This is a genomic window from Aquipuribacter hungaricus (assembly GCF_037860755.1).
Classification (GTDB): domain Bacteria; phylum Actinomycetota; class Actinomycetes; order Actinomycetales; family JBBAYJ01; genus Aquipuribacter; species Aquipuribacter hungaricus.
The window spans coordinates 1-20,351 of record NZ_JBBEOI010000010.1; the positions used below are offsets into that span (position 1 = coordinate 1).

23 protein-coding genes, 1 tRNA gene and 1 pseudogene are annotated in these 20,351 nt (G+C 74.1%); 11 read left to right on the forward strand and 14 right to left on the reverse strand.

The window, feature by feature from the left end:
• Positions 1-203: 203 nt before the first annotated feature.
• Complete coding sequence (locus tag WCS02_RS03140; protein WP_340289625.1) at positions 204-410, reverse strand: PLDc N-terminal domain-containing protein; 207 nt, start codon at positions 408-410, stop codon at positions 204-206.
• A gap of 60 nt (positions 411-470) precedes the next feature.
• Here WCS02_RS03140 and WCS02_RS03145 point away from each other — a divergent pair, with 60 nt between their 5' ends.
• From WCS02_RS03145 to WCS02_RS03155, 3 genes are all read left to right on the forward strand, one after another.
• Positions 471-785, forward strand: a complete 315-nt coding sequence (locus WCS02_RS03145) for a DUF4229 domain-containing protein (RefSeq protein ID WP_340289628.1) — start codon at positions 471-473, stop codon at positions 783-785.
• Between the two features lie 14 nt (positions 786-799).
• Positions 800-1,183: a globin gene (locus WCS02_RS03150; RefSeq protein ID WP_340289755.1), complete on the forward strand. Its 384-nt coding sequence runs from the start codon at positions 800-802 to the stop codon at positions 1,181-1,183.
• Positions 1,184-1,258: 75 nt separating this feature from the next.
• Positions 1,259-2,914 (forward strand): glycoside hydrolase family 13 protein, encoded by a 1,656-nt coding sequence (locus tag WCS02_RS03155; protein WP_340289630.1) that lies wholly within the window; start codon positions 1,259-1,261, stop codon positions 2,912-2,914.
• Here the strand turns inward: WCS02_RS03155 and WCS02_RS03160 are convergent.
• Entirely contained in the window at positions 2,905-3,345 is a 441-nt protein-coding gene (locus WCS02_RS03160; RefSeq protein WP_340289633.1) for an acyl-CoA thioesterase, read from the reverse strand. The genes WCS02_RS03155 and WCS02_RS03160 overlap by 10 nt on opposite strands.
• A 79-nt stretch (positions 3,346-3,424) precedes the next feature.
• On the opposite strand from WCS02_RS03160, the gene WCS02_RS03165 reads away from it, so the two are divergent.
• From WCS02_RS03165 to WCS02_RS03185, 5 genes are all read left to right on the forward strand, one after another.
• Positions 3,425-3,637 (forward strand): hypothetical protein, encoded by a 213-nt coding sequence (locus tag WCS02_RS03165; RefSeq protein WP_340289636.1) that lies wholly within the window; start codon positions 3,425-3,427, stop codon positions 3,635-3,637.
• Positions 3,634-4,146 (forward strand): DUF5709 domain-containing protein, encoded by a 513-nt coding sequence (locus WCS02_RS03170; protein ID WP_340289639.1) that lies wholly within the window; start codon positions 3,634-3,636, stop codon positions 4,144-4,146. Before WCS02_RS03165 ends, WCS02_RS03170 begins: the two co-directional genes overlap by 4 nt.
• A gap of 60 nt (positions 4,147-4,206) precedes the next feature.
• Positions 4,207-5,082 carry an acyl-CoA thioesterase gene (locus tag WCS02_RS03175; RefSeq protein WP_340289642.1) on the forward strand — a complete coding sequence of 292 codons (876 nt, stop codon included), beginning with the start codon at positions 4,207-4,209 and terminating at the stop codon, positions 5,080-5,082.
• A 62-nt stretch (positions 5,083-5,144) separates the two neighbouring features.
• Positions 5,145-5,867 carry a hypothetical protein gene (locus WCS02_RS03180; protein WP_340289645.1) on the forward strand — a complete coding sequence of 241 codons (723 nt, stop codon included), beginning with the start codon at positions 5,145-5,147 and terminating at the stop codon, positions 5,865-5,867.
• Between the two features lie 43 nt (positions 5,868-5,910).
• Positions 5,911-6,618 carry an alpha-ketoglutarate-dependent dioxygenase AlkB gene (locus WCS02_RS03185; protein ID WP_340289648.1) on the forward strand — a complete coding sequence of 236 codons (708 nt, stop codon included), beginning with the start codon at positions 5,911-5,913 and terminating at the stop codon, positions 6,616-6,618.
• Positions 6,619-6,796: 178 nt separating this feature from the next.
• Here the strand turns inward: WCS02_RS03185 and ettA are convergent, their stop codons facing one another.
• From ettA to WCS02_RS03215, 6 genes are all read right to left on the reverse strand, one after another.
• Positions 6,797-8,482 carry an energy-dependent translational throttle protein EttA gene (gene ettA / locus WCS02_RS03190; protein ID WP_340289650.1) on the reverse strand — a complete coding sequence of 562 codons (1,686 nt, stop codon included), beginning with the start codon at positions 8,480-8,482 and terminating at the stop codon, positions 6,797-6,799.
• 81 nt (positions 8,483-8,563) lie between these two features.
• On the reverse strand, positions 8,564-9,118 hold the full coding sequence (locus tag WCS02_RS03195) for a single-stranded DNA-binding protein (RefSeq protein WP_340289653.1): 555 nt from the start codon (positions 9,116-9,118) through the stop codon (positions 8,564-8,566).
• A 229-nt stretch (positions 9,119-9,347) separates the two neighbouring features.
• Positions 9,348-11,027: a GTPase gene (locus WCS02_RS03200; RefSeq protein ID WP_340289656.1), complete on the reverse strand. Its 1,680-nt coding sequence runs from the start codon at positions 11,025-11,027 to the stop codon at positions 9,348-9,350.
• Entirely contained in the window at positions 11,024-12,721 is a 1,698-nt protein-coding gene (locus WCS02_RS03205; protein ID WP_340289659.1) for a dynamin family protein, read from the reverse strand. Before WCS02_RS03205 ends, WCS02_RS03200 begins: the two co-directional genes overlap by 4 nt.
• Before the next feature lie 88 nt (positions 12,722-12,809).
• Positions 12,810-13,346, reverse strand: coding sequence for a hypothetical protein (locus tag WCS02_RS03210; protein ID WP_340289662.1), 537 nt, complete (start codon positions 13,344-13,346; stop codon positions 12,810-12,812).
• Entirely contained in the window at positions 13,343-13,783 is a 441-nt protein-coding gene (locus WCS02_RS03215) for an ATP-binding protein (protein ID WP_340289665.1), read from the reverse strand. Before WCS02_RS03215 ends, WCS02_RS03210 begins: the two co-directional genes overlap by 4 nt.
• Before the next feature lie 244 nt (positions 13,784-14,027).
• Between WCS02_RS03215 and WCS02_RS03220 the strand changes: the two genes are divergently transcribed.
• A complete protein-coding gene (locus tag WCS02_RS03220) occupies positions 14,028-14,900 on the forward strand; it encodes a DUF2382 domain-containing protein (protein ID WP_340289668.1) in 873 nt (290 codons plus the stop codon).
• A gap of 105 nt (positions 14,901-15,005) precedes the next feature.
• Here WCS02_RS03220 and WCS02_RS03225 read toward each other — a convergent pair whose 3' ends face one another.
• The gene (locus WCS02_RS03225; RefSeq protein WP_340289671.1) at positions 15,006-16,427 is read right to left on the reverse strand and encodes a DUF2252 domain-containing protein; all 1,422 of its coding nucleotides are present in this window, start codon (positions 16,425-16,427) and stop codon (positions 15,006-15,008) included.
• Between the two features lie 89 nt (positions 16,428-16,516).
• On the opposite strand from WCS02_RS03225, the gene WCS02_RS03230 reads away from it, so the two are divergent.
• Both WCS02_RS03230 and WCS02_RS03235 read left to right on the forward strand, forming a co-directional pair.
• Positions 16,517-16,666 (forward strand): PspC domain-containing protein, encoded by a 150-nt coding sequence (locus WCS02_RS03230; protein WP_340289674.1) that lies wholly within the window; start codon positions 16,517-16,519, stop codon positions 16,664-16,666.
• Between the two features lie 98 nt (positions 16,667-16,764).
• Positions 16,765-16,837, forward strand: a tRNA-Arg gene (locus WCS02_RS03235).
• Positions 16,838-16,908: 71 nt separating this feature from the next.
• Here the strand turns inward: WCS02_RS03235 and WCS02_RS03240 are convergent.
• From WCS02_RS03240 to WCS02_RS03255, 5 genes and pseudogenes are all read right to left on the reverse strand, one after another.
• Complete coding sequence (locus WCS02_RS03240; RefSeq protein ID WP_340289677.1) at positions 16,909-17,706, reverse strand: tyrosine-type recombinase/integrase; 798 nt, start codon at positions 17,704-17,706, stop codon at positions 16,909-16,911.
• A 171-nt stretch (positions 17,707-17,877) separates the two neighbouring features.
• Positions 17,878-17,994 (reverse strand): annotated as a pseudogene (locus WCS02_RS21230) (tyrosine-type recombinase/integrase); the annotation flags it as partial.
• A 1-nt stretch (position 17,995) separates the two neighbouring features.
• Positions 17,996-18,217: a helix-turn-helix transcriptional regulator gene (locus WCS02_RS03245; protein ID WP_340289680.1), complete on the reverse strand. Its 222-nt coding sequence runs from the start codon at positions 18,215-18,217 to the stop codon at positions 17,996-17,998.
• 17 nt (positions 18,218-18,234) lie between these two features.
• Positions 18,235-19,956, reverse strand: a complete 1,722-nt coding sequence (locus tag WCS02_RS03250; RefSeq protein ID WP_340289683.1) for a replication initiator — start codon at positions 19,954-19,956, stop codon at positions 18,235-18,237.
• On the reverse strand, positions 19,953-20,261 hold the full coding sequence (locus WCS02_RS03255; protein WP_340289686.1) for a WhiB family transcriptional regulator: 309 nt from the start codon (positions 20,259-20,261) through the stop codon (positions 19,953-19,955). The genes WCS02_RS03250 and WCS02_RS03255 overlap by 4 nt, the downstream gene beginning before the upstream one ends.
• Positions 20,262-20,351 lie beyond the last annotated feature (90 nt).

Sequence of the window (20,351 nt, forward strand, 5' to 3'; positions counted from 1 at the left end):
GGCCGCCGTGCCGGCCCTGCGCCCGGCCCGCACCGTGCTCGGGGGCGCCGTCGGGCGGGCGCTCGTCCCCGTCCTCGGCGCCACCGGCGTGGCCGGCCTCGCGTACGGCCTGCTGCTCGGCGCCGGGCTCGCGCTCGGCCGCTGACCTGCAGCTGGTCCTGGAGCTGCTCCCCGCTGACAGTCCTCCGACCGCGGCCGGACTCCTAGCGCCGGCGGACCGCCGGGTCGTCGGCGCCGGGGCGACCGGCCCACAGCCACAGCAGCGGGCCGACGACGGGCAGGAAGAGCACGAGCAGCACCCAGGCTGCGAACGGCAGGCCGCGCACCAGCGACGGCTGGGTGCGCATGCAGTCGACCAGCGCGTAGACGTGCAGGCCGACGACGGCGAGCACGACGAGGAGGCGCAGCACCGCCCCAGGGTAGGCGCCGCCCCGGCGCGGGGAGCCGGCCGCCACGCCTACCCTGGTGCCATGCGTCCGGTCGCCGTCTACTCCGCCCTGCGCGTGGGGCTGTTCCTGGCGGTGCTGCTCGTCCTGCGGGTGCTCGGTGTCGGCGGGGTGCTGTCGCTGGTCGTCGCCGTGGTGCTGGCCATGCTGCTGTCGTTCCTCGTGCTGCGCCGCCAGCGCGACGCCGTCACGCGCGCGCTCATGGAGCGCCGGCAGGCCCGGGGCACGACCCGTCCGCGCCGCCGCTCGCTGCGCGACTCCGTGCGCGACCGGATCGCCGAGGACGCCGCCGCCGAGGACGCGGCCGTGCGCGACGCGGCCGACGGGAGGTCCGCGTGAGCACCCCCGAGGACCTGCGCCGGGCCGGCTCCTTCTACGAGCAGGTCGGCGGCGAGGACACGTTCCGCCGGCTCGTCCACGCCTTCTACCAGGGCGTCCGCTCCGACGGGCCGCTGCGGGCGCTGTACCCGGAGGAGGAGCTCACCGCCGCCGAGGACCGGCTGCGGATGTTCCTCGAGCAGTACTGGGGCGGGCCCACGACCTACGGCGACACCCGCGGGCACCCGCGGCTGCGGATGCGCCACGCGCCGTTCCACGTCGACAGCGACGCCCGGGACCGCTGGCTCACGCACATGCGCGCCGCGGTGGACTCCCTCGACCTGGCGCCGATGCACGAGGCCGTGCTGTGGGACTACCTCGAGCGGGCCGCGCACAGCCTCGTCAACCGTCCCGGCTGAGCCGCCTCCCGGCCCGGGCGCGTCCCGGGACCGCATTGTGACAGCGCTTACATCCGTGTGCCAGCCTGTCCCCCCGTGACTGAGTGGTGGCGTGACGCCGTCGTGTACCAGGTGTACCCCAGGTCCTTCGCGGACTCCGACGGGGACGGCATCGGCGACCTGCCGGGCATCACGTCGAGGCTGCCGAAGCTGGCGGAGCTCGGCGTGGACGCCGTGTGGCTGTCCCCCTTCTACCCCTCCCCGCAGAACGACGCGGGGTACGACGTGGCGGACTACCGCGACGTCGAGCCGATCTTCGGCACCCTGGACGACGCCGACGCCCTCGTCGGGCGCGCGCACGAGCTCGGCCTGCGCGTGGTCGTCGACATCGTCCCCAACCACACCAGCAGCGAGCACCGCTGGTTCCAGGCCGCCCTCGCCGCCGCGCCGGGAAGCCCGGAGCGGGCCCGCTACCACTTCCGCGACGGGGGCGGGCCGGACGGCGGCGTGGCCCCGAACGACTGGCGCTCGGTGTTCGGCGGGCCGGCGTGGACCCGGGTGACCGAGGCCGACGGCACACCGGGCCAGTGGTACCTGCACCTGTTCGACAGCACGCAGCCGGACCTGGACTGGGACTCCCCCGACGTCCACGAGGAGTTCGCCTCGACCCTGCGGTTCTGGCTGGACCGGGGCGTCGACGGGTTCCGGATCGACGTCGCCCACGCCATGGTCAAGGAGCCCGGCCTGCCGGACTGGGCCGACGACGGGCCGATGGGCGGCACCGCGGAGATCACGGACTCCAACCGCCCCCCGATGTGGGACCAGGAGGGCGTCCACGACATCTACCGGGGCTGGCGGAAGATCGTCGACTCCTACGACGGCGACCGGATGCTCGTGGCCGAGGCCTGGGTGACGCCGTACTCGCGGCTGGCCCGCTACACCCGTCCCGACGAGCTGCACCAGGCCTTCAACTTCGACCACTGCGTCGCCGCGTGGCGGGCCGACGCGCAGCGGCACGTCATCACCACGTCGGTCGAGGGCTCCTCGGCCGTCGGTGCCCCCGCCACGTGGGTGCTGAGCAACCACGACATCGTCCGCCACGCCTCCCGGTTCGGCTTCCCGCCTGCCCCGCGGGGCCTCGGCGGCATCGGGCCGGACGACCCCCAGCCGGACCCCGTGCTCGGGCTGCGCCGCGCCCGCGCCGCCACCGCGCTCATGCTCGCCCTGCCCGGGTCGGCCTACCTCTACCAGGGGGAGGAGCTCGGGCTGCCCGAGCACACGACGCTGCCGGGCGGGGCGCGCCAGGACCCGACCTGGTTCCGGACGAACGAGGCCGAGGTGGGCCGTGACGGCTGCCGCGTGCCCGTGCCGTGGGAGGGCGGGGCGCCGTCCTACGGCTTCGGCCCGGGGGCGGCGTCGTGGCTGCCGCAGCCGCCGTCCTACGGCGAGCTGGCGCGCGACCGGCAGGAGGGCGTGGAGGGTTCCACGCTGGAGATGTACCGGACCGCGCTGCGGCTGCGCCGGGAGCTGGGCCTCGGTCTCGGCGACCTGGTCTGGGCGGAGACGCTGTCCCCCGCCCAGACCCCCGAGCAGTCGCTCGGCCTCCTGCGGGGCACGGTCCGGGTGCTCGTCAACTTCGACGGCCCGGACCTGCCGCTGCCCGAGGACGCCGAGGTGCTGCTGGCCTCGGGCCCGCTGGGCGAGGGCGGCGTCGTGCCCTCGGACACGACCGTCTGGTTCCGTCAGCCCTGACGGGTGCTGCGGCGGAACTGCACGGGCGGGCCGTCCAGGCGGGCCAGGAACTCCCGCTCCTCGGCGCTGATCCGCCGGGGGGCCGCCGCGGAGAACGAGTACATGACCATGGTCGAGGCCGAGCGGGCGTGCACGGTGCGCCCGCCGGCCTCGTCCTGGGTCGCGACCTCGTAGCCCAGGTCGAAGCCGGCGCCGCCGACGTGGGTGACCCAGACGTCGACCAGGACGCCGCTGCTGGTGTAGGTCAGCGGCACCAGGTACTCCACCTCGTGCCGCACCACGAGGGTGCCCGTGTCCGGGCGGGCCTTGACCACCGCGAGCGCCTCGATCCGGGCCTGCTCGGTGTACCGGAAGAACTCGGTGTTGTTGACGTGGCCGTAGGCGTCCATGTCGGACCAGCGCATGGCGACGGGGACGGTGGTGACGGGCACCGCCCGATCCTGGCAGGTCGTGCGCCGGGGCGGCAGCAGCCGGTGCATGACGGCGGGCACGCAGGGGTACCCCGGGGCCATGAGCGAGAACACCGAGAACGCCGAGAGCAGCACCGGGGCGCAGGGCGACCCGGCCGGCACCAGCAACCCCTCGGAGGAGGCGTACGACGCCGCCACCGACAGCGACGCCGACCCCGAGATGATGAACCCGCGCGACCTGACCGGGGAGTCCTCGGGCGAGACCGACCCCGACGTAGACCCGGACAGCCTCAACCCGAGGGGTGACGCATGACCGAGACCGGCGGGACGGACTCCCTGGACCAGGACGCTGTCGCCTCGCTCGAGCCGGACGAGGTCGACTTCGACCAGGACCTCGCCTTCAGCCAGGCCGGCGAGGACGAGATCATGGAGCAGTCGTACGTGCCCAACGACCGGCCGGTCTTCGCGGGCCACCACGGCGAGACCGCCGCGGAGCAGGCGGAGGGCGCGAGCCTCGACGAGCGGCTCGCCGCCGAGGTGCCGGACGTCGGCATCGAGCGCCCCGGGGACACGCTGCTCCCCGAGGAGCAGCCCCTGCAGGACGCGCTCGGCGAGGACATGGCCGCCGAGGACCTCGTCGTCACCGACGACCCGGACGGGTCCGAGGTGGGCGACTTCCGCGCCGGGCGGCTCGTCGAGCCCGACCAGGGTGCCGCCGAGGACGCCGAGAAGGACATGATCGCCACGGACGTCGGCATCGACGGCGGCGCCGCCAGTGCCGAGGAGGCCGCGATGCACGTGGTCGAGGACCCCTCCTACTGAGGCGACGGTGCCGCTGCGGCGGCACCGCGAGGTCGCGCCCGGGCCGGTAGGTTCCCGGGCGTGACCTCTCCTCCGTCCCCGGAGTCCCTGCGGGACCAGCTCGTGGCCGACCTGCGGCTGGAGGCCACCGACGACCCCGACCGGTTCGTCGGCCAGAACGTGCTCCAGCCCTTCGGGCGGGTGTTCGGCGGCCAGGTGCTCGGCCAGGCCCTGATGGCCGCCGGGCGGACGGTCGAGGCGGACCGCGCCCCGCACAGCCTGCACGCGTACTTCCTGCGGCCCGGCGACCCCGAGGTGCCCATCGACTTCGCCGTCGAGCGCCTGCGCGACGGCCGCTCCTTCAGCGCCCGCCGCACCCACGCCCTGCAGCACGGCCGGCCGATCCTGTCGATGATCGCCTCGTTCCAGACGCCCGCGGAGGGCGTCGAGCACGCCGACCCGATGCCCGAGGTCCCCGACCCCGAGGACGTGCCGACGACGGCCGAGGTGCTGGCCGGCATCGACCACCCCGCCGCCCGCTACTGGTCCCACGAGCGGCCGATGGACGTCCGCAACGTCGGCGGTGCCGTCTTCCTCGAGCCGTCGGAGGACCGCTCGCCCGACGGGACGGTGTGGCTCCGCACACCCGCGTCCCTGCCGGACGAGCCGCTCCTGCACGCCGCGGTCATGGCCTTCGCCAGCGACTACTCGGTTCTGGAGCCGGTGCTGCACCGGCACGGCATCGCCTGGTCGACCCCCGGGCTGAAGATCGCCAGCCTCGACCACGCCATGTGGTTCCACCGCCCCGCCCGCGCCGACGAGTGGCTGCTGTACCGGCACCACTCCCCCTCGGCGTCCAACGCCCGCGGCCTGGTGCAGGGGTCGATGTTCGACCGGTCCGGCCGGCTCGTGGCGACCGTGGCCCAGGAGGGCATGGTGCGCCTCGCCGGTGGCTGAGGAGCACGCGGGCTGACCGGGCCCGTGCGGAACCGCTGGAGCGCCGACGGCGTCGGAGGGTCATGAGGACGGACGTCGCCGCGGCGCTGCTGGTCGTCGCCCTGGCCGGCTGTGGTCAGGCCCTCCCCGACGGCGGCGCGGCGGGGAGCAGCGGCACCGGCGTGGCCCCGGTGACGGCGGCCCCTGCAGGAGCGGGCAGCGACCTGGTGCCCGAGGGGTACGACGGGGCGTTCGTCACCGAGGGGCTGGTCCTCGACGAGCCCGGGGTGGGGCCGCAGCTCTGCGTCGACGTGGTGCTCGAGTCGAACCCGCCGCAGTGCGGGGGGCCGGACCTCGTCGGGTGGGACTGGGATGCGGTCCCTGCCCGGTCGTACGAGACAGGCTCCGGGGTGCGGTTCGGCACCTACCGGTTGACGGGGACGTTCGACGGTGACCGTCTGACCCTGACCCGCACCGCGGAGGTGCAGGGAGCCGACGGACCGGGCGGCGTGCCGGGCGGTGACGGGGGGCCGGCCGGTGACGGAGGGCCGGTGCCGGACGGAGCCGGCGCTGTCTCCCCGGACGGACGCGACGCCGACGCCCTCCGGCGGCTGCAGGTGGAGCTCGAGCGGGACCAGCAGCTGCGAGGTGACGTCGACGGCTTCCTGTGGGCCGCGACCGACCTGGACCGGGCGGTCGTCGTGGTGCAGGTCCTGGTCGCGGAGCAGGCGGAGCAGGACGAGCTCGACGCCGCCTACGGGCCCGGCGCGGTCGACCTGCGGGGGCTGCTCCGCCCCGTCGGGTGACCGAGCACTAGAACATCTGTTCGAACCGGCGTACCGTGCCAGTATGGAGGTCGCCCTGCAGCCGTCGCTCTTCGACTCGCTCGGACCTGCCGACCCGCCCGCGGGCCTGCCGGACAGCCGGGCGGACCTGGGCGTCCGGTCCGGCGCCGGCGACGAGCCTTGTGCGCCTGCGCTCGGGCCGCTGGGCAGCACCGTCGAGCGGGTGACGCTGTCGGGCGGCGCGTGGGTCGACGTCCGACCGGGGTGGGTGAGCGGCTCCGCCGAGATGTTCACGCGCCTCGTCGAGCGGGTGCCGTGGGAGGAGGAGCGCCGGGTGATGTACGACCGCGTGGTCGCGGTCCCCCGGCTGCTGTCCTGGTACGGCGAGCACGACGCCTGGCCCGACCCGCTGCTCGCCCGCGCCCGGGACGCGCTCAACGAGCACTACGCCGCCGACGAGCGGGAGCGCTTCGTGTCGGCCGGGATGTGCTTCTACCGGGACGGCCGCGACGGGGTCGCCTGGCACGGGGACCGCATCGGCCGCAGCCGCCGCGAGGACGTCATGGTCGGCATCGTGTCGTTCGGCGCCCCGCGCGCCCTGCTCCTGCGGCCCGTCGGGGGCGGGGCCAGCCTGCGCTACACGCTCGGCCACGGCGACCTGCTGGTCATGGGCGGGGCGTGCCAGCGGACCTGGGAGCACAGCGTGCCCAAGACCGCCCGCGCCGTCGGCCCGCGCATCAGCGTGCAGCTGCGCCCGCGCGGCGTCGCCTGACGCCGGCCGGCCGGCGTCGTCCCGCTCCGACGGCAACCTGGGACGGCGTCGTTCCGTCAACAACGGCAACTTGCGTCGGCGTCGTTCCGTCACAACGGCACTTTGCCGCAGCCCCGTTTCGCCACAACGGCACCCTGCGCCGGTCTAGCCGACGCAGGGTGCCGTTGTGGCGGACGCGTCAGTCGCGGGTGAGCTTGCGGTGCGTGACGCGGTGCGGGCGGGCGGCGTCGACGCCGAGCCGCTCGACCTTGTTGGTCTCGTACGCGGCGAAGTTGCCCTCGAACCAGAACCAGCGCGCGGGCTCCTTCTCGTCGCCCTCGTAGGCGAGGATGTGGGTGCACACCCGGTCGAGGAACCAGCGGTCGTGGCTGATGACCACGGCGCAGCCCGGGAACTCCAGGAGCGCGTTCTCGAGGCTGCTGAGGGTCTCGACGTCCAGGTCGTTCGTGGGCTCGTCGAGCAGCAGCAGGTTGCCGCCCTCCTTGAGCGTGAGCGCGAGGTTGAGCCGGTTGCGCTCGCCGCCGGAGAGCACGCCCGCCGCCTTCTGCTGGTCCGGGCCCTTGAACCCGAATGCGGAGACGTAGGCCCGCGAGGGCATCTCGACGTTGCCGACGTGGATGTAGTCGGTGCCGTCGGACACGACCTCCCACAGCGACTTCTTGGGGTCGATCCCGCCGCGGTTCTGGTCGACGTAGCTGACCTTGACAGTCTCTCCGACCTTGACCGAGCCGGCGTCCGGCTCCTCGAGCCCGACGATGGTCTTGAACAGCGTCGTCTTGCCGACGCCGTTGGGGCCGATGACGCCGACGATGCCGTTGCGGGGCAGCGAGAACGACAGCCCGGCGATGAGCTCGCCGCGCTCCTCGAAGCCCTTGTGCAGGTCCTTGACCTCGATGACGGTGCTGCCCAGGCGCGGGCCCGGCGGGATCTGGATCTCCTCGAAGTCGAGCTTGCGCGTGCGCTCGGCCTCGTTGGCCATCTCCTCGTAGCGGGCCAGCCGCGACTTGGACTTGGTCTGCCGGCCGCTGGCGTTCATGCGGACCCACTCCAGCTCGTCCTTGAGGCGCTTGGCGAGCTTCTGGTCCTTCTTGCCCTGGACCTTGAGGCGCTCCTGCTTCTTCTCCAGGTAGGTGGAGTAGTTGCCCTCGTACGGGTACAGCCGGCCGCGGTCGACCTCGGCGATCCACTGGGCGACGTTGTCGAGGAAGTACCGGTCGTGCGTGACGGCCAGGACGGCGCCGGCGTAGGCGGCCAGGTGCTGCTCGAGCCAGTTCACGCTCTCGGCGTCGAGGTGGTTGGTGGGCTCGTCGAGCAGGAGGAGGTCGGGCTTGCTCAGCAGCAGCTTGCACAGGGCGACCCGGCGGCGCTCGCCCCCGGACAGGACGGTGACGTCGGCGTCCGGCGGCGGGCACTGCAGCGCGTCCATCGCCTGCTCGAGCTGGCTGTCCAGGTCCCACGCGTCGGCGTGGTCCAGGGCCTCCTGCAGCTCGCCCATCTCGGCCATGAGGGCGTCGAAGTCGGCGTCCGGCTCGGCCATGAGGGCGCTGATCTCGTTGAAACGGTCGAGCTTGGCCTTGATCTCGCCCAGGCCCTCCTCGACGTTGCCGAGGACGGTCTTCTCCTCGTTGAGGGCCGGCTCCTGCATGAGGATGCCCACGCTGTAGCCGGGCGACAGCCGGGCCTCGCCGTTGGACGGCTGGTCGAGACCGGCCATGATCTTGAGGATCGTCGACTTCCCGGCGCCGTTGGGGCCGACGACCCCGATCTTCGCGCCCGGGAAGAACGACATCGTCACGTCGTCGAGGATCAGCTTGTCGCCGTGGGCCTTGCGGGCCTTGTGCATGGTGTAGATGAATTCCGCCACGGCCCCAGGCTAGGGGCTGCGCCGTCGGCGGCCGGACCCAGCGCCCGCCCCGACGGGGCGGGCGCGGGCGGCCGGCAGGGCTCAGAAGGGCTCGGAGCCCACGTCGACGAGCGGGCGGGCCGGGTCCAGCCCGCCGTCGTACCCCGGGCCGGCCAGCAGGCCGCCGCCCTCCCCGCCCAGGTCCTCGCCGTCGAGCTCGCCGACGCTCACGGCGGTCGCCAGCTCGTCGGCCTCGGAGCGGTCGGTGTCGTCGCGCACCTCGTCGGCCCGGGAGCGGCGGTTGGGCGTGAACGAGGTCGTGCCCCACGTGAGGTCGTGCCCCAGCGCCTCGGCCGTGACGTCGGCGCTCGTGCGCGGCTGCCCGTCGTGGACGAAGTCCCGCACCCGCAGCCGGCCGTGCACGACGACGCCCTGCCCCTTGGCCAGGCTCCCCACCACGTTCTCGGCCAGGCTGCGCCAGCAGGTGACGGTGTACCAGCTGGTCTCGGCGTCGACGACCTTGCTGTCGGAGGAGGAGTAGCGGCGGGCCGTCACAGCCAGCCGGAAGCTGCACACGGTCGTGCCCTGCTGGGTGACCTTGAGCACGGGCTCGGTGGCCACGTTCCCGCGCAGCGCCACCCTGGTCTCGTTGAGCATGTCGGTCCCTCTCGTCGCAGTGCCGACGGGGTCGTCGGCGGTGACCACGACGGTGCCTGGGCGACCACCGCACCGCGGGTGCCGTGACGGCCGGCTGTGGACGGCGACGCCCACCGGCCGGCTGTGGACGCACCGGCAGGACGCACCCGGCAAGCACCGGCGGGACGCACCGGCAACGCACCGGGACGCAGCCGGGATGCAACCGCGACGCACCCGGCGGGACGAGCCCTCAGGGGGTGAGCAGGTCCCGCACGCGCCGGTGGTCCGCGAGCACGTCGGCGACGGGGACGAGGACGCGCTCCCGGGCGACCATCGCGACGCCGGCCTCGAGCCGGGCCTGCGCGACCCGGGCCCTGGCCCGCGCCCGGGCGGGCACGACGGAGCCCGCGACCAGGGCCAGCAGCGCGCCCCCGAGCAGCCCGGCCACGAGCAGGGCCGTGGGCACCGGCACCGGGATCCCTGCGCCGGACAGCGTCGGCACATCGGGGTACGGCACCTGGAGGAACTCCAGCGCGAACAGGGCGAGCAGCCCGAGGAGCCCGAGGAGCGCGGCGGCGGCCAGGACGACGTGGAGCACGCCGACCGCCACCCACCAGCGCGGCCGGGGGAAGCTGAGGTCGGTGCCGACGACGGACTGGTCGAGCGCGTCGCGCAGGTCCTCGGTCCGCACCGGGGCCTGCCGCACCGACTCCGCCCAGCGGGGCGGCAGGCCCTGCGTGGCGGTGTCGAGCAGCTGCCGCTCGGCCAGGTCCACCCGGGCCAGCTGCGCCCGGCTCGGCTCCGGGACCGACGAGCGGGCCAGCGCACCGAGCTCACCGGTGAGCTTGTGGTCCTTGAGGCCGAGGCGTCGCAGCGGGTCCCGCCGCAGCCTCGACACCCACCGGGTGAACGGCCAGCCGACGTAGGCGGAGGCGTCGCGCCGGTAGCCGGTCTCGACGGCGGACACCACGGCCGGCACCGACGCGGCACCCGCGAGCGCCTCGGTGAGCCGGTCGTCCCCGCCGACGTCGTCGACGAACGGCTCGTCGTCGGCCACGGTGCCGCGCAGCGTCGAGGCGACCTCGCGCAGGGCTGCCCGGGCACGGCCCAGCGCCATGGCGCGGGAGGCGACGGCGTCGGCGAACAGGGTGCGCAGCTCGGCCACGCCCTCCCCCGTCACCGTCGACGTGGCCATGACCGTGGCGGCGGGGAGCCCGTCCTCGCGGACCAGGCGGCGCAGGTCGCCCATGACGGCCTCGCGCTCGGCGGTCCCCAGCCGGTCGACCTGGTTGAGGACGACGATGAGCACGTCGTCGTGGCCGCGAAGGCGCCGCAGGTAGTCCGCGTGCAGCGCCTCGTCGGCGTACTTCTGCGGGTCGACGACCCAGACGATGAGGTCGATGACGTCGACCAGCCGGTCGACGTCGGCACGGTGGGCGAGCTCGCGCGAGTCGTGGTCGGGCATGTCGAGCAGGACCAGGCCGGTCATCGCCGAGCCGGGCCCGCCGGCCAGCTCGCTGTCGTGGACGGTGCGGTGCCGGGAGGGGACCTGCAGCCAGTCCAGCAGCGGGTCCGCACCCGTGCCCCAGACGCAGGCCACCGGGTGGGAGGTCGTGGGCCGGCGCACGCCGACGGTGGAGATCGTGAAGCCGGCGACCGCGTTGAACAGGCTCGACTTGCCCGAGCCCGTCGCCCCGGCGAGCGCGACGACGGTGTGGGCGGACCCGAGGGCCGCCCGCGCGCCGGTACGGCCGACCTCGTCCTCGGCGCGCTGCCGCAGACCGGGCTCCAGACGGTCGCCGGCCACCGCCAGCGACTCCTCGATCCGGGCGACCAGGTCCGGGACCTCGACGGCGGGGTCGAGCTCGCGGCCGCGCCTGTCCTCGCCGCGCCGGCCCCTGCCCCGGCGCGCTCGGACGTCCTCGCTCACCGGGACTCCTCGAGGAGCTCCAGCGCACGGCGCAGCCGGGAGCCCGCGTCGGCGACCGGGGCCGCCTCGACCCAGCGGCGCCGCTCGTGCTCCAGCAACCCGTCCACCCGCTCGAGCAGGTCGGCGCGCGCCTGGGCCGCGAGGGTGCGGACGGCCTCGTCGCCGAGGATGGCCTCGAGCAGGCGCTGGCTGAGCACGGCCGTGCCGCCGGCGATGGCGACCTCGCCGCCGGTGAGCCCCGCGGTCTGGCTGAACACCCCGAGCATGAGGACGAAGCCGAGGCCGTTGACGCCGAGGCTCACCGCCCGGGCCTGGGCCTTCTTGCCCTCCCCCTGCGCGGTGACCATGGCGATGACGGCGCCCTGCCAGTCGCGCACCAGGCGGGCGATGCGCTCGTCGGTGCCGTCGGAGGGCCGGGCGAGCGAGGGGTGCTCCTGCAGGAGCGTCGCCCCGGCCGGCCGGGCGCGCCACTGCGTCGCGGTGTCTCCCGCGGCGGCGGTGAGCTCCGACAGCAGGAGCGCCTGCGTGGAGGACTGCAGCGCCTCGCCGAGCTTGTCGACGGGCGCCCGCTTGCCACGGACGAGCTCGACGACACGGTCGCGCACCCGGGACACGCCGGCCTCGAAGCCGCGCCACAGCTCGCCGGTGCCGAGCGCCTCCTGCCAGCGCGTGAGGACCTCGCCGCGCAGCACCGAGCCGTCGGACAGGGCGGTGTCCAGCGTGCCGCGGGCCTGCAGGTAGCGGTCCCGCGCCAGGCCCCGGAGCTCCGTCGCGGCGGCGTTCTGGCCGTCGGCGGCGTCGGCGATGTCCCCGACCCGGTCGGTGAGGGTGTTGAGGGCCCCGGTGACGGTGCGGCGGATGACCACGCCGCGGGCGGCCTCGTCGGCCGCGAGCCCGGTGAGCCAGGTGAGCAGCGGCTTGACGGTGCGCCGGGGCAGCAGCCCGGCGTCGACCACCGAGTCCACGACGGAGAAGATCGGCGAGGCGCCGAGCCCGTTGGCCGCGAGCATGCCGGCCAGGTCGCCGCGGATCTCGTTGAGCGCGCCGGCGGGCACCCGGTTGAGCACGACCGCGAGCGCCGCCGAGCGGGCGGAGGCCTCCTGCAGCAGGCCCCACGGCACGGCGTCGGCGTAGCGCGCGGCGGTGGTGACGAACAGCCACAGGTCGGCGGCGGCCAGCAGCTGGGCCGCGAGCGCGCGGTTGGAGTCCACCACGGAGTCCACGTCCGGGGCGTCGAGCAGCGCGAGCCCCGACGGCAGGGCGTCGTCGGCGACGAGGCGGACCGTCGTGATCGGCTTGTCCGGCGACAGCTCCTCCTCCTCGCCCGTCACCCGCGACAGGCCCGGCAGCACCCTCTGGTCGACGAACCAGTGCGCGTCGGCCGGGGAGTGCACGAGCACGGGGGCCCGCGTCGTGGGCCTTAGCACGCCGGAGCGGCTGACCTGCTGCCGGACGAGGCTGTTGACCAGCGTCGACTTGCCGGCGCCCGTCGAGCCGCCCACCACCACGAGCAGCGGGGCGTCGAGGCGCTCCAGCCGGGGCAGCAGGTAGTCGTCGACCTGGCGCGACACGGCCGCCACCTGCTTGCGGGCGGCCGCCACGCCGGGCACCTCGTAGGAGAGGTCGACGGTGCCGAGCTCCGCCCGCAGCGCCCCCAGGGCGCCGACCAGCGTCGACCGTCCACCGTTGTCCACGCCGACAGCCTGCCCCGGCAGGCCTGCCGGTGGCGAGCGGACACTCGGGAAGATCACCACCGACGTGGTCCGGGCCCCGGGGGGCGCGTCAGTCCTCCGCCCGCAGCGGGCCGTCCCAGGGGACGGGCGGCCGACCGGCGGTCTGGTCGACGAACTGGCGGGTGTACCAGTCCCCGAAGCGCTGCAGCAGGGGTGGGCGCGGCAGGGTCATGAGCACCGCGTCGCGGCAGTAGGCGTCCGCCTCCGCGAGCAGGGCGGCCAGCCCGGCGGCCGCCGCGCCGGCCGCGACGGGGACGGTCTCCACCTGGTCGACCGTCAGGGCGCCCGCGGCGATCGCTGCGTCCAGCTCGGCGTCGCGCCGCTCCCGGGTGGTGCCGTACCGGTCGCCGAGGATGCGCGTGAGGTCGGCGAGCCGCACCGGTACGTCGTCGTCCGTCGCGCCGCCGGACAGGGCGAGGAGGCGGAACTCGCGCATCAGGCCGTCGTGGTGCTCGCGCGCGGCGCGCATGACGAGGACCGGCATGCCGACCAGGTGCACGTCCACCGTGGTGGACGGCTCCCCGTCGACCCCGCCGTCGGGCAGGAACCGGCCGAGCGACGCACCGCCGCCCCCGTCACCGCTCACGATGACGGCTGTGAGGCCGGGGGCGGCACGAGGCCGGCGAGCAGGTCGGGGTCGAGCGGGACCCAGGCCTCCCGCGCCTCCAGCACGCGGAACCACACCGTCTTGCCGCCGTCGTGGGGCTGCCACCCCCACTCGTCGGCCAGGGTCTCCAGCACCTCCACGCCCCGCCCGGTGGTCGCGGTCGCGGAGTAGTGCCGCCGGGCCGGGGGCATCGCGGAGCCGTCGTCCACCTCCACCTGCACGCCCGGCCCCTCGGCGCGCAGCCGCAGCAGCATCGGCGTGCCGGCGTGGATGACGGCGTTGGTGACCACCTCGCTGGTGAGCAACTCGACGGCGTCCAGCAGGTCGTCCAGGCCGAGCTCGGCGAGGCGGTCGGCGACCCAGCGGCGGGCGTCGCGGGTGGACCCGGGGCGGGCCGGCAGGGCGAGCTCGGTCACCGCCGCACCCTCCACCTGGAGCCTCTTCGAGCGGGGCCTGACCACTGCCCCGGCCGCCGTCCGGCAGCCCGCCGACGCGTCGTCGTCAGCGTGAGGATGCCCGCCCCGGCCCCCCGTGTCCATCGCCGGACCGCCGTGCGGAAGCCCGGGACCACGTTTGGGAACGGGCGCGCTGGGCATCCAGTCCTGTGCCGGCCGGAGAGTCCTTCCCGGCTGCCAGACCCGACCAGAACGGGAGTTCACCATGATCAGCACCAACGACCTCACCCGCGTGACCGGCTCCACCGTCGTCGACAACGACGGCGACAAGATCGGCACGGCCCGCGAGGTCTACGTCGACGACGCGACCGGCCAGCCGGAGTGGGTGACCGTGAACACGGGCCTGTTCGGCACCTCCGAGTCCTTCATCCCGCTGGCGCAGGCGCAGCTGTCCGACAGCGGCCTCCGCGTCCCCTACGACAAGAAGATGGTCAAGGACGCCCCCCGCCTGGGCGACTCCGGCCACCTCACGCCGCAGGAGGAGGACGAGCTGTACCGCTACTACGGCATCTCCGGCGAGGGTCGCACCGACGACCTCTACCTGGAGCGCGACAGCGCCACCACGGACACCACCGGCACCGAGACCACCGAGACCACCGGCACCGCGACGACCGGCACCGCCGGCTTCGACAGCGACCGGGGCACCGTGGGCCACGACACCTCCGGCCCGACCACGGACGACGCCATGACCCGCTCCGAGGAGCGCCTCACGGTCGGCACCGAGCGGCGTGAGGCCGGGCGCGCCCGTCTGCGCAAGTACGTCACGACCGAGACCCAGACGGTCAACGTGCCGGTCAGCCACGAGGAGGTGCGGCTCGAGCGCGAGCCCATCACCGACGCGAACATCGGCAACGCCACCGCCGGCCCGACCATCTCCGAGGAGGAGCACGAGGTCGTCCTCCACGAGGAGCGCCCCGTGGTCGACGTCGAGGCCGTGCCGGTCGAGCGCGTCCGCATGGAGACGGCGACCGTCACCGAGACCGAGGCCGTGTCCGGCCAGGTCCGCGAGGAGCACATCGAGGTCGAGGGCGACACGGACCGTGACGGTCTGACGCGCGACCGCGACGACCGGGTCTGACCGACCCACCCCCGCTGACGGGAGGCCCCACCCATACCGGGTGGGGCCTCCCGCCGTCTGTGGCGGTAGGCACGGAGCAGACCCGACAGCCGCCGCCACGGCGGCTCAGACGCCGTGCTCGGCGCGCACCCGGCCGGACCGCACCGCCGCGACTAGCGCCGCATGGTCCCGCTCGGTCTGGTCGGCGTACGAGCGGGCGAAGCGGCACATCGCCCGGTCCAGCGGCTCCCCCGGCCCGACGTAGCCGGCGATCATCGAGGCCCCGCTCGTGCGGGCGTGCCCCTTGGCCAGCAGCCGGCCGCAGATGCCGACGTAGTCCGCGAACGCCGCGGCCGAGATGTCCTGCAGCGCCAGCGTCCCCTTCATGTTGCGGAACTGGCGGACGTAGAACTGCCTGCCCTCGACCGTGGTCCAGCCCAGCAGCGGGTCGCTCACGGTCTGCAAGGCCTGCTGGTACTCCACGACCCGCTGGCCCTGGTGGGCGTGCAGCGCCTGCTCCCCGTGCACCCACGGCGCGACGACCGAGCGGCGGGCCTGCTTGAGCTGCAGGAACAGCACGTCGTCCGGGCTGCTGCCCTCGCACAGCGCCACGTAGGCACGCAGCCCCACGCTGCCGACGCCGACCACCTTGTGGGCCAGGTCGAGAATCGTGTAGCCGCCGAGCAGCCGTGCCCAGTGCGGGTCGAGGGTGAGCAGGTACTCGTCGAGGGCGACCGCGAGGGCCTCGGCGTGCTGCTCGTCGAGCCGGGTGATGAGCGGCGGCTCCTCGACGATGTGGCGGCGGCCGTCGCGCTCCTCGGTGAAGCGCGGCAGGGCCCGGTCGCTGGTGCGGGAGCGCGCCCGGCTGGCGGCGGCGTCGATGGCGGCGGCCAGCGAGGGGTCGGAGGTGGCGGCGAGCAGACGCGGCAGGTCGAGCCGCTCGAAGGAGCGGTCCATGAGCGGCTGCTCTGCCAGCCGCCGCACCTGCTCGCGGTAGGCGGCCGAGCACGAGGCGACCGCGCGCTCGCAGTCGTCCTCGGAGTGCCCGTTCTGGCGCCCGGCGACCCAGATGCTCGCGGCCATCCGGCGCAGGTCCCACTCCCACGGACCGGGGTGGGCCTCGTCGAAGTCGTTGAGGTCCAGCACGAGCTCGCGCTCCGGCGAGCCGTAGAAGCCCACGTTGCCGACGTGCGCGTCGCCGCAGATCACGGGCGTGATGCCTGTCGACGGCAGCCGGGCGAGGTCGGCGGCCATGACGACCGCCGACCCTCGGAGGAAGCCGTACGGCGAGGCGGCCATCCGGGCGGTGCGGACCGGCACGAGCCAGTCCTCGCGCCCCTGGTGCGACTCCTCGACGAGCGCGACCGGGTCGACGCGGTCCGGGGGCGGTGACCAGTCCCCCAGCTGCGAGCGCCTCACCACCTGCCGCAGCGCGCGTCCCATCCGGTGCCGCTCGGCCCGCGGGGTGGGCCGGTCGCGCATCGACAGGTACGGCGAGGGGTCCGCGGAGGCGAGGACCACGTGGGCCGGGACCGGGACCTGTGCCATCGGCCGTGCTCCCTGGGGTCGGTGGTCGGGGGGGCCAGGCTGCCGCACGCGCCGCCCCCGCCGCAGCCCCGGAGGTGCATGATCGCCTCATGGCTACCACCGGGCTCGTCCGTCCCCGCTCCGGCAAGCTGATCGCCGGCGTCTGCGCCGCCCTCGCTGAGCGGACGGGGCTGCCGAAGGTCCTCGTGCGGCTCGGCTTCATCCTGTTCGGGCTGTTCGGGGTGGGCGAGATCGCCTAAATCGCACTGTGGGTCATCATCCCCAAGCAGCGCTGACCCGCTGCGCCGCCCGCACCCCGGAGTACCGTGCTCGCACGCCCGGGGCGCCCCGGGTGTGCGCCCCCGTAGCTCAATGGACAGAGCAACGGCCTTCTAATCCGTAGGTTGCCGGTTCGAGTCCGGCCGGGGGCACCGGTTCCCTGTGCTGGTCACCGGCTTAAGCGCCCCCCGCAGGGCTGGCAGGGCTGGCCGCTCAATGGCGGCTAGTCCGCACCTAGTCCGCACTGGCTTGTGCGAGCCGCCGCGTCCAGCCGGCGCGCGAGGTCGTCGAGGTCGTCGCCGAAGAGGCCGGCGTACACGTCGAGAGTCATGGCCGCGGAGGCGTGGCCGAGCATCCGCTGCACCGCCTTGATGTTCGCCCCGGCGGCGACGGCCAACGACGCGGCGGTGTGGCGCAGCTCGTGCGGAGTCAGGCCGTCCAACCCCACGCTGGTCGCCGCGGCGTCGAACACCTGAGAGCGGAAGTTGCCGTTTCGGAGCACCGCGCCCTGGCGACTCGGGAAGGCGAAGTCTCCGGCCGCCCGGCCCTGCAGGTGCTCGTCGAGGCGGGCAAGCAAGAACGCCGGGACGGGCACTGTCCGACGCTGGTGGTTCTTGGGCGTGCCGATGATCGCTCTCCCGGACACCTCGGTCATCGAGCGCTGAACGCTAAGCCGGCCGCGGGCCAGGTCGACATCACTGACCCGCAGGGCGGCCAGCTCGCCCCAGCGCAATCCCGTGTAAGCCAGAACCAGAACCACCGTGTCGAAGGGCGATCCTGCCGCCGTGGCGAGGGCGGCTACCTCCTCGTGACTGAGGAAGCGCTTGTCCGAGGTGGCTGCGCGAGGAAGCCGGACACCTGACGCGGGGTTCCTGACGATCCGGCCGTCGAGGACGGCAGCACCCAGCAGCATCGAGAGAACGCGATGCGCGTGCCGGACCGTGGAGCCCGACAGGCCGCTATTGGTGAGGCCTGACACCCAGGCGACCACCCCCGAATGAGTCACCGACAGCAGTGGCACCCGCTCCCAGGCTGGCAGTACCTGCCGAGCGAGGAGCCCTCGGTATCGCTCATGCGTCGTGGGTTTCAGCTGGGTCTGCCCGGCGAGCCACTGACGCCCCCACTCCCCCACAGTCACCTTGCCGAGCGACGGGTCCAGCCAGTCTCCGCGACCGAGGGAGACCTCGACGGTGGCGAGCCATCGTTGGGCATCGAGCTTTCGGTCGAAGTGCCGTGACCTCTCCCGGCCAGTGGGGTCCCTGTAGCGTGCGCGCCAACGGCCATCAGGGCGCTTAGCGACGTTCCCCACGTCACGCGATCCGGTCCGCTAGCCAGGACTCCACATCGGCCTGGCGGTAGCGCAGGTGCTTACCGAGTCTGTAGGCCTTCGGCCCCGTCCCGGTGTGGCGCCACTGATAGAGGGTTGCGACGGGCACCCCCAGGTAGGTCGCGACGTCTCTGATGCGCCACAGCGGCGCCACCTCGGTCCTTGGCCCCGCGGTCGGTCGTGTGGCGGCATTGCTTTCAGCCATGTTCGTGCTCCCTCCTCCTAGGCAGCGTGACCGCTCAGCGGGTTGCTCAGCGGGTTGTCCACAGCCCTACCTGGCGGACCGGTGCCGCCGGGGTCGAGCTGCCGTTTGGCGTGCTCGTACTGCTCGCGCCACCGGTTCCGCTCCTGGACGGCCGCGAGGATGGCGGCGGCGTAGTCGGCTTCCGGCATGGGAATGTCGGCCCAGACGAAGCGAGGTCGGCCGTCGTCGAGGACGGCGTCGACGGCCATCCGGTCCACGTCGGGCGGGGCGATGCCGGCGGCCAGGAGGGTCTGGCGGACGACTGTGGCGCGGTCGGCGCGGTGCTCGGCGAGGGTCTTCCCGGACCACTGCTTACTCACCTGGACGCGGCGGCCGCCGTATCCGAGGTTGTCCCGGTCGTGGGCCCGCTTCTCGCACGCACCGGGCTCCATGCCGGGTGCGCAATCCTTCGGCTGGATCCCGTGGCGGAGCCAGTTGGCGCACTCCGGCGAACAGGGCAACCAGCGGACCTCTTCGTGCAGCCGGTCGACGTGCGTATCGAAGGCCGCCCGGCTGGCCAGCATCCGAGCCCGTGTGCGAGCCGACCGGGGGTTGTCGAAATCAACCGGGTCGTCCTCGAGCTGGTTGTGGTCGGTGAAGAGGTCGGCAAGGCTTTTGGTGAGGTACTTGGTGAGGTACCGGATGGTTCGATCGGCGTCAGCGCTGTCACCGAGGATGCCCTTGATGTCGGTCTGCCGGCCAAAGCGCATGGTGTGGCCGGCCGGCTGGCCGGGGTCGGCGTCGAGCTGGGCGTCGAGGTCGTCCATCGCCTCGTCCCAGGTCGGCAGCGGAGCGCCGTTGAGGGGGTCGCGGTAGGCGCCGGCGTCCCACACCGGCAGCCCGGTCGACGATGCGTCGTAGACGACGTGGTCGAAGGGCGGCCACCACACCTGGACGTAGGTGGCGCGGGTGACGTCGCGGAGGACCTGGCGGGGGACGGCGCCGCGGATGGCGAAATGCACATGGGGGGCGAGGCGCTTCTGCGGCTCTATGGCGGCGAAGTACTGGGCGCGGTAGCCGGCGCAGCGTCGGAGGTTCTGCACCCACCGGGCCAGGAGGCGGGGCAGGTGGATCGCGTCCAGCGCCGCGCGGCGGTAGTCGTAGCTCTCGGCGTCGATCGGTGTGCCGGTGCCGGGGATCACGCGCCCGTAGGAGGGCAGGGTGAGGGTGACGAACATCGAGGGTCGATAGACCTTTCCGTCGCGGCCGGTCCAGGTGCGGCCGACGGTGCGGTCCTCTTGCGGCACCCGCGGAAGGTCCGCGGCGTCGTCCCGGCGACGGGTCGAGCGGGTCCGCCGGTCGGTCCGCTCGTCGTCCGCCTGGTCGGTGGCCCCGTCCTCGGCGACCTCGTCGAGATGCGGCCTGCCGTCGTCCAGGTCGTCTGCGACCTGGTCGGTGTCGGGTTCGTCGTCGCGGTGCCAGCCTTCGCGGCACTGCTGCTGACGGACCCGTCGGGCCTTGTCTGCGCACGGCGGGCAGACCTTGTCGCGGGTGGACTTGCAGGGGATGGGGACCCGGGTCACGTCGCCGGTGTCCCGGTCGGTGACCTGCCGGAGCAGGGGGCGGACGCAGACCCCGGCGTGCTCGGCCCAGGTGCGCACCTGCCGCCCGTCCACGCGCAGGGTCGGGTCGTCCACCACCCGCTGCTGGCTGCTGGTCCAGACCTTGCCCGCGGCGTCGACCCGGGCGAGGGCGCTCATGAGGCCAGCGCCTTGCGGTGCACCGAGCGGGCCCGGCGGGCGCTGGGCTCGTAGTGCTCCTTCAGCTCGGTGGTGTCGAGCTCGGCGAGCAGGTCGAGGAGGTCACCCGTGTAGGCGCCGCCACGGAACCCGCCGGCCCAGAACCCGGCCGAGGCGAACGTGTCGCTGGCATAGCGGCGGCAGCGTTCCCGGACGGGGCAGCCGGTGCAGACGCGGGCCATGACGGCGCGGATCTCGTCCTCGACCCGGTGGGCGTCCTCGGTCCAGGGCAGGTCTGGGCGCCGGGTGCAGGCACCGCGGGTCATCCAGGTGTGGTCCAGCAGTCCGAGCGTCGCGGGCGTGTGGGTGCGGGTGAGGGGACGGGCTTCTGGCCGGTGGCCGGGTCCTGGGCTGGC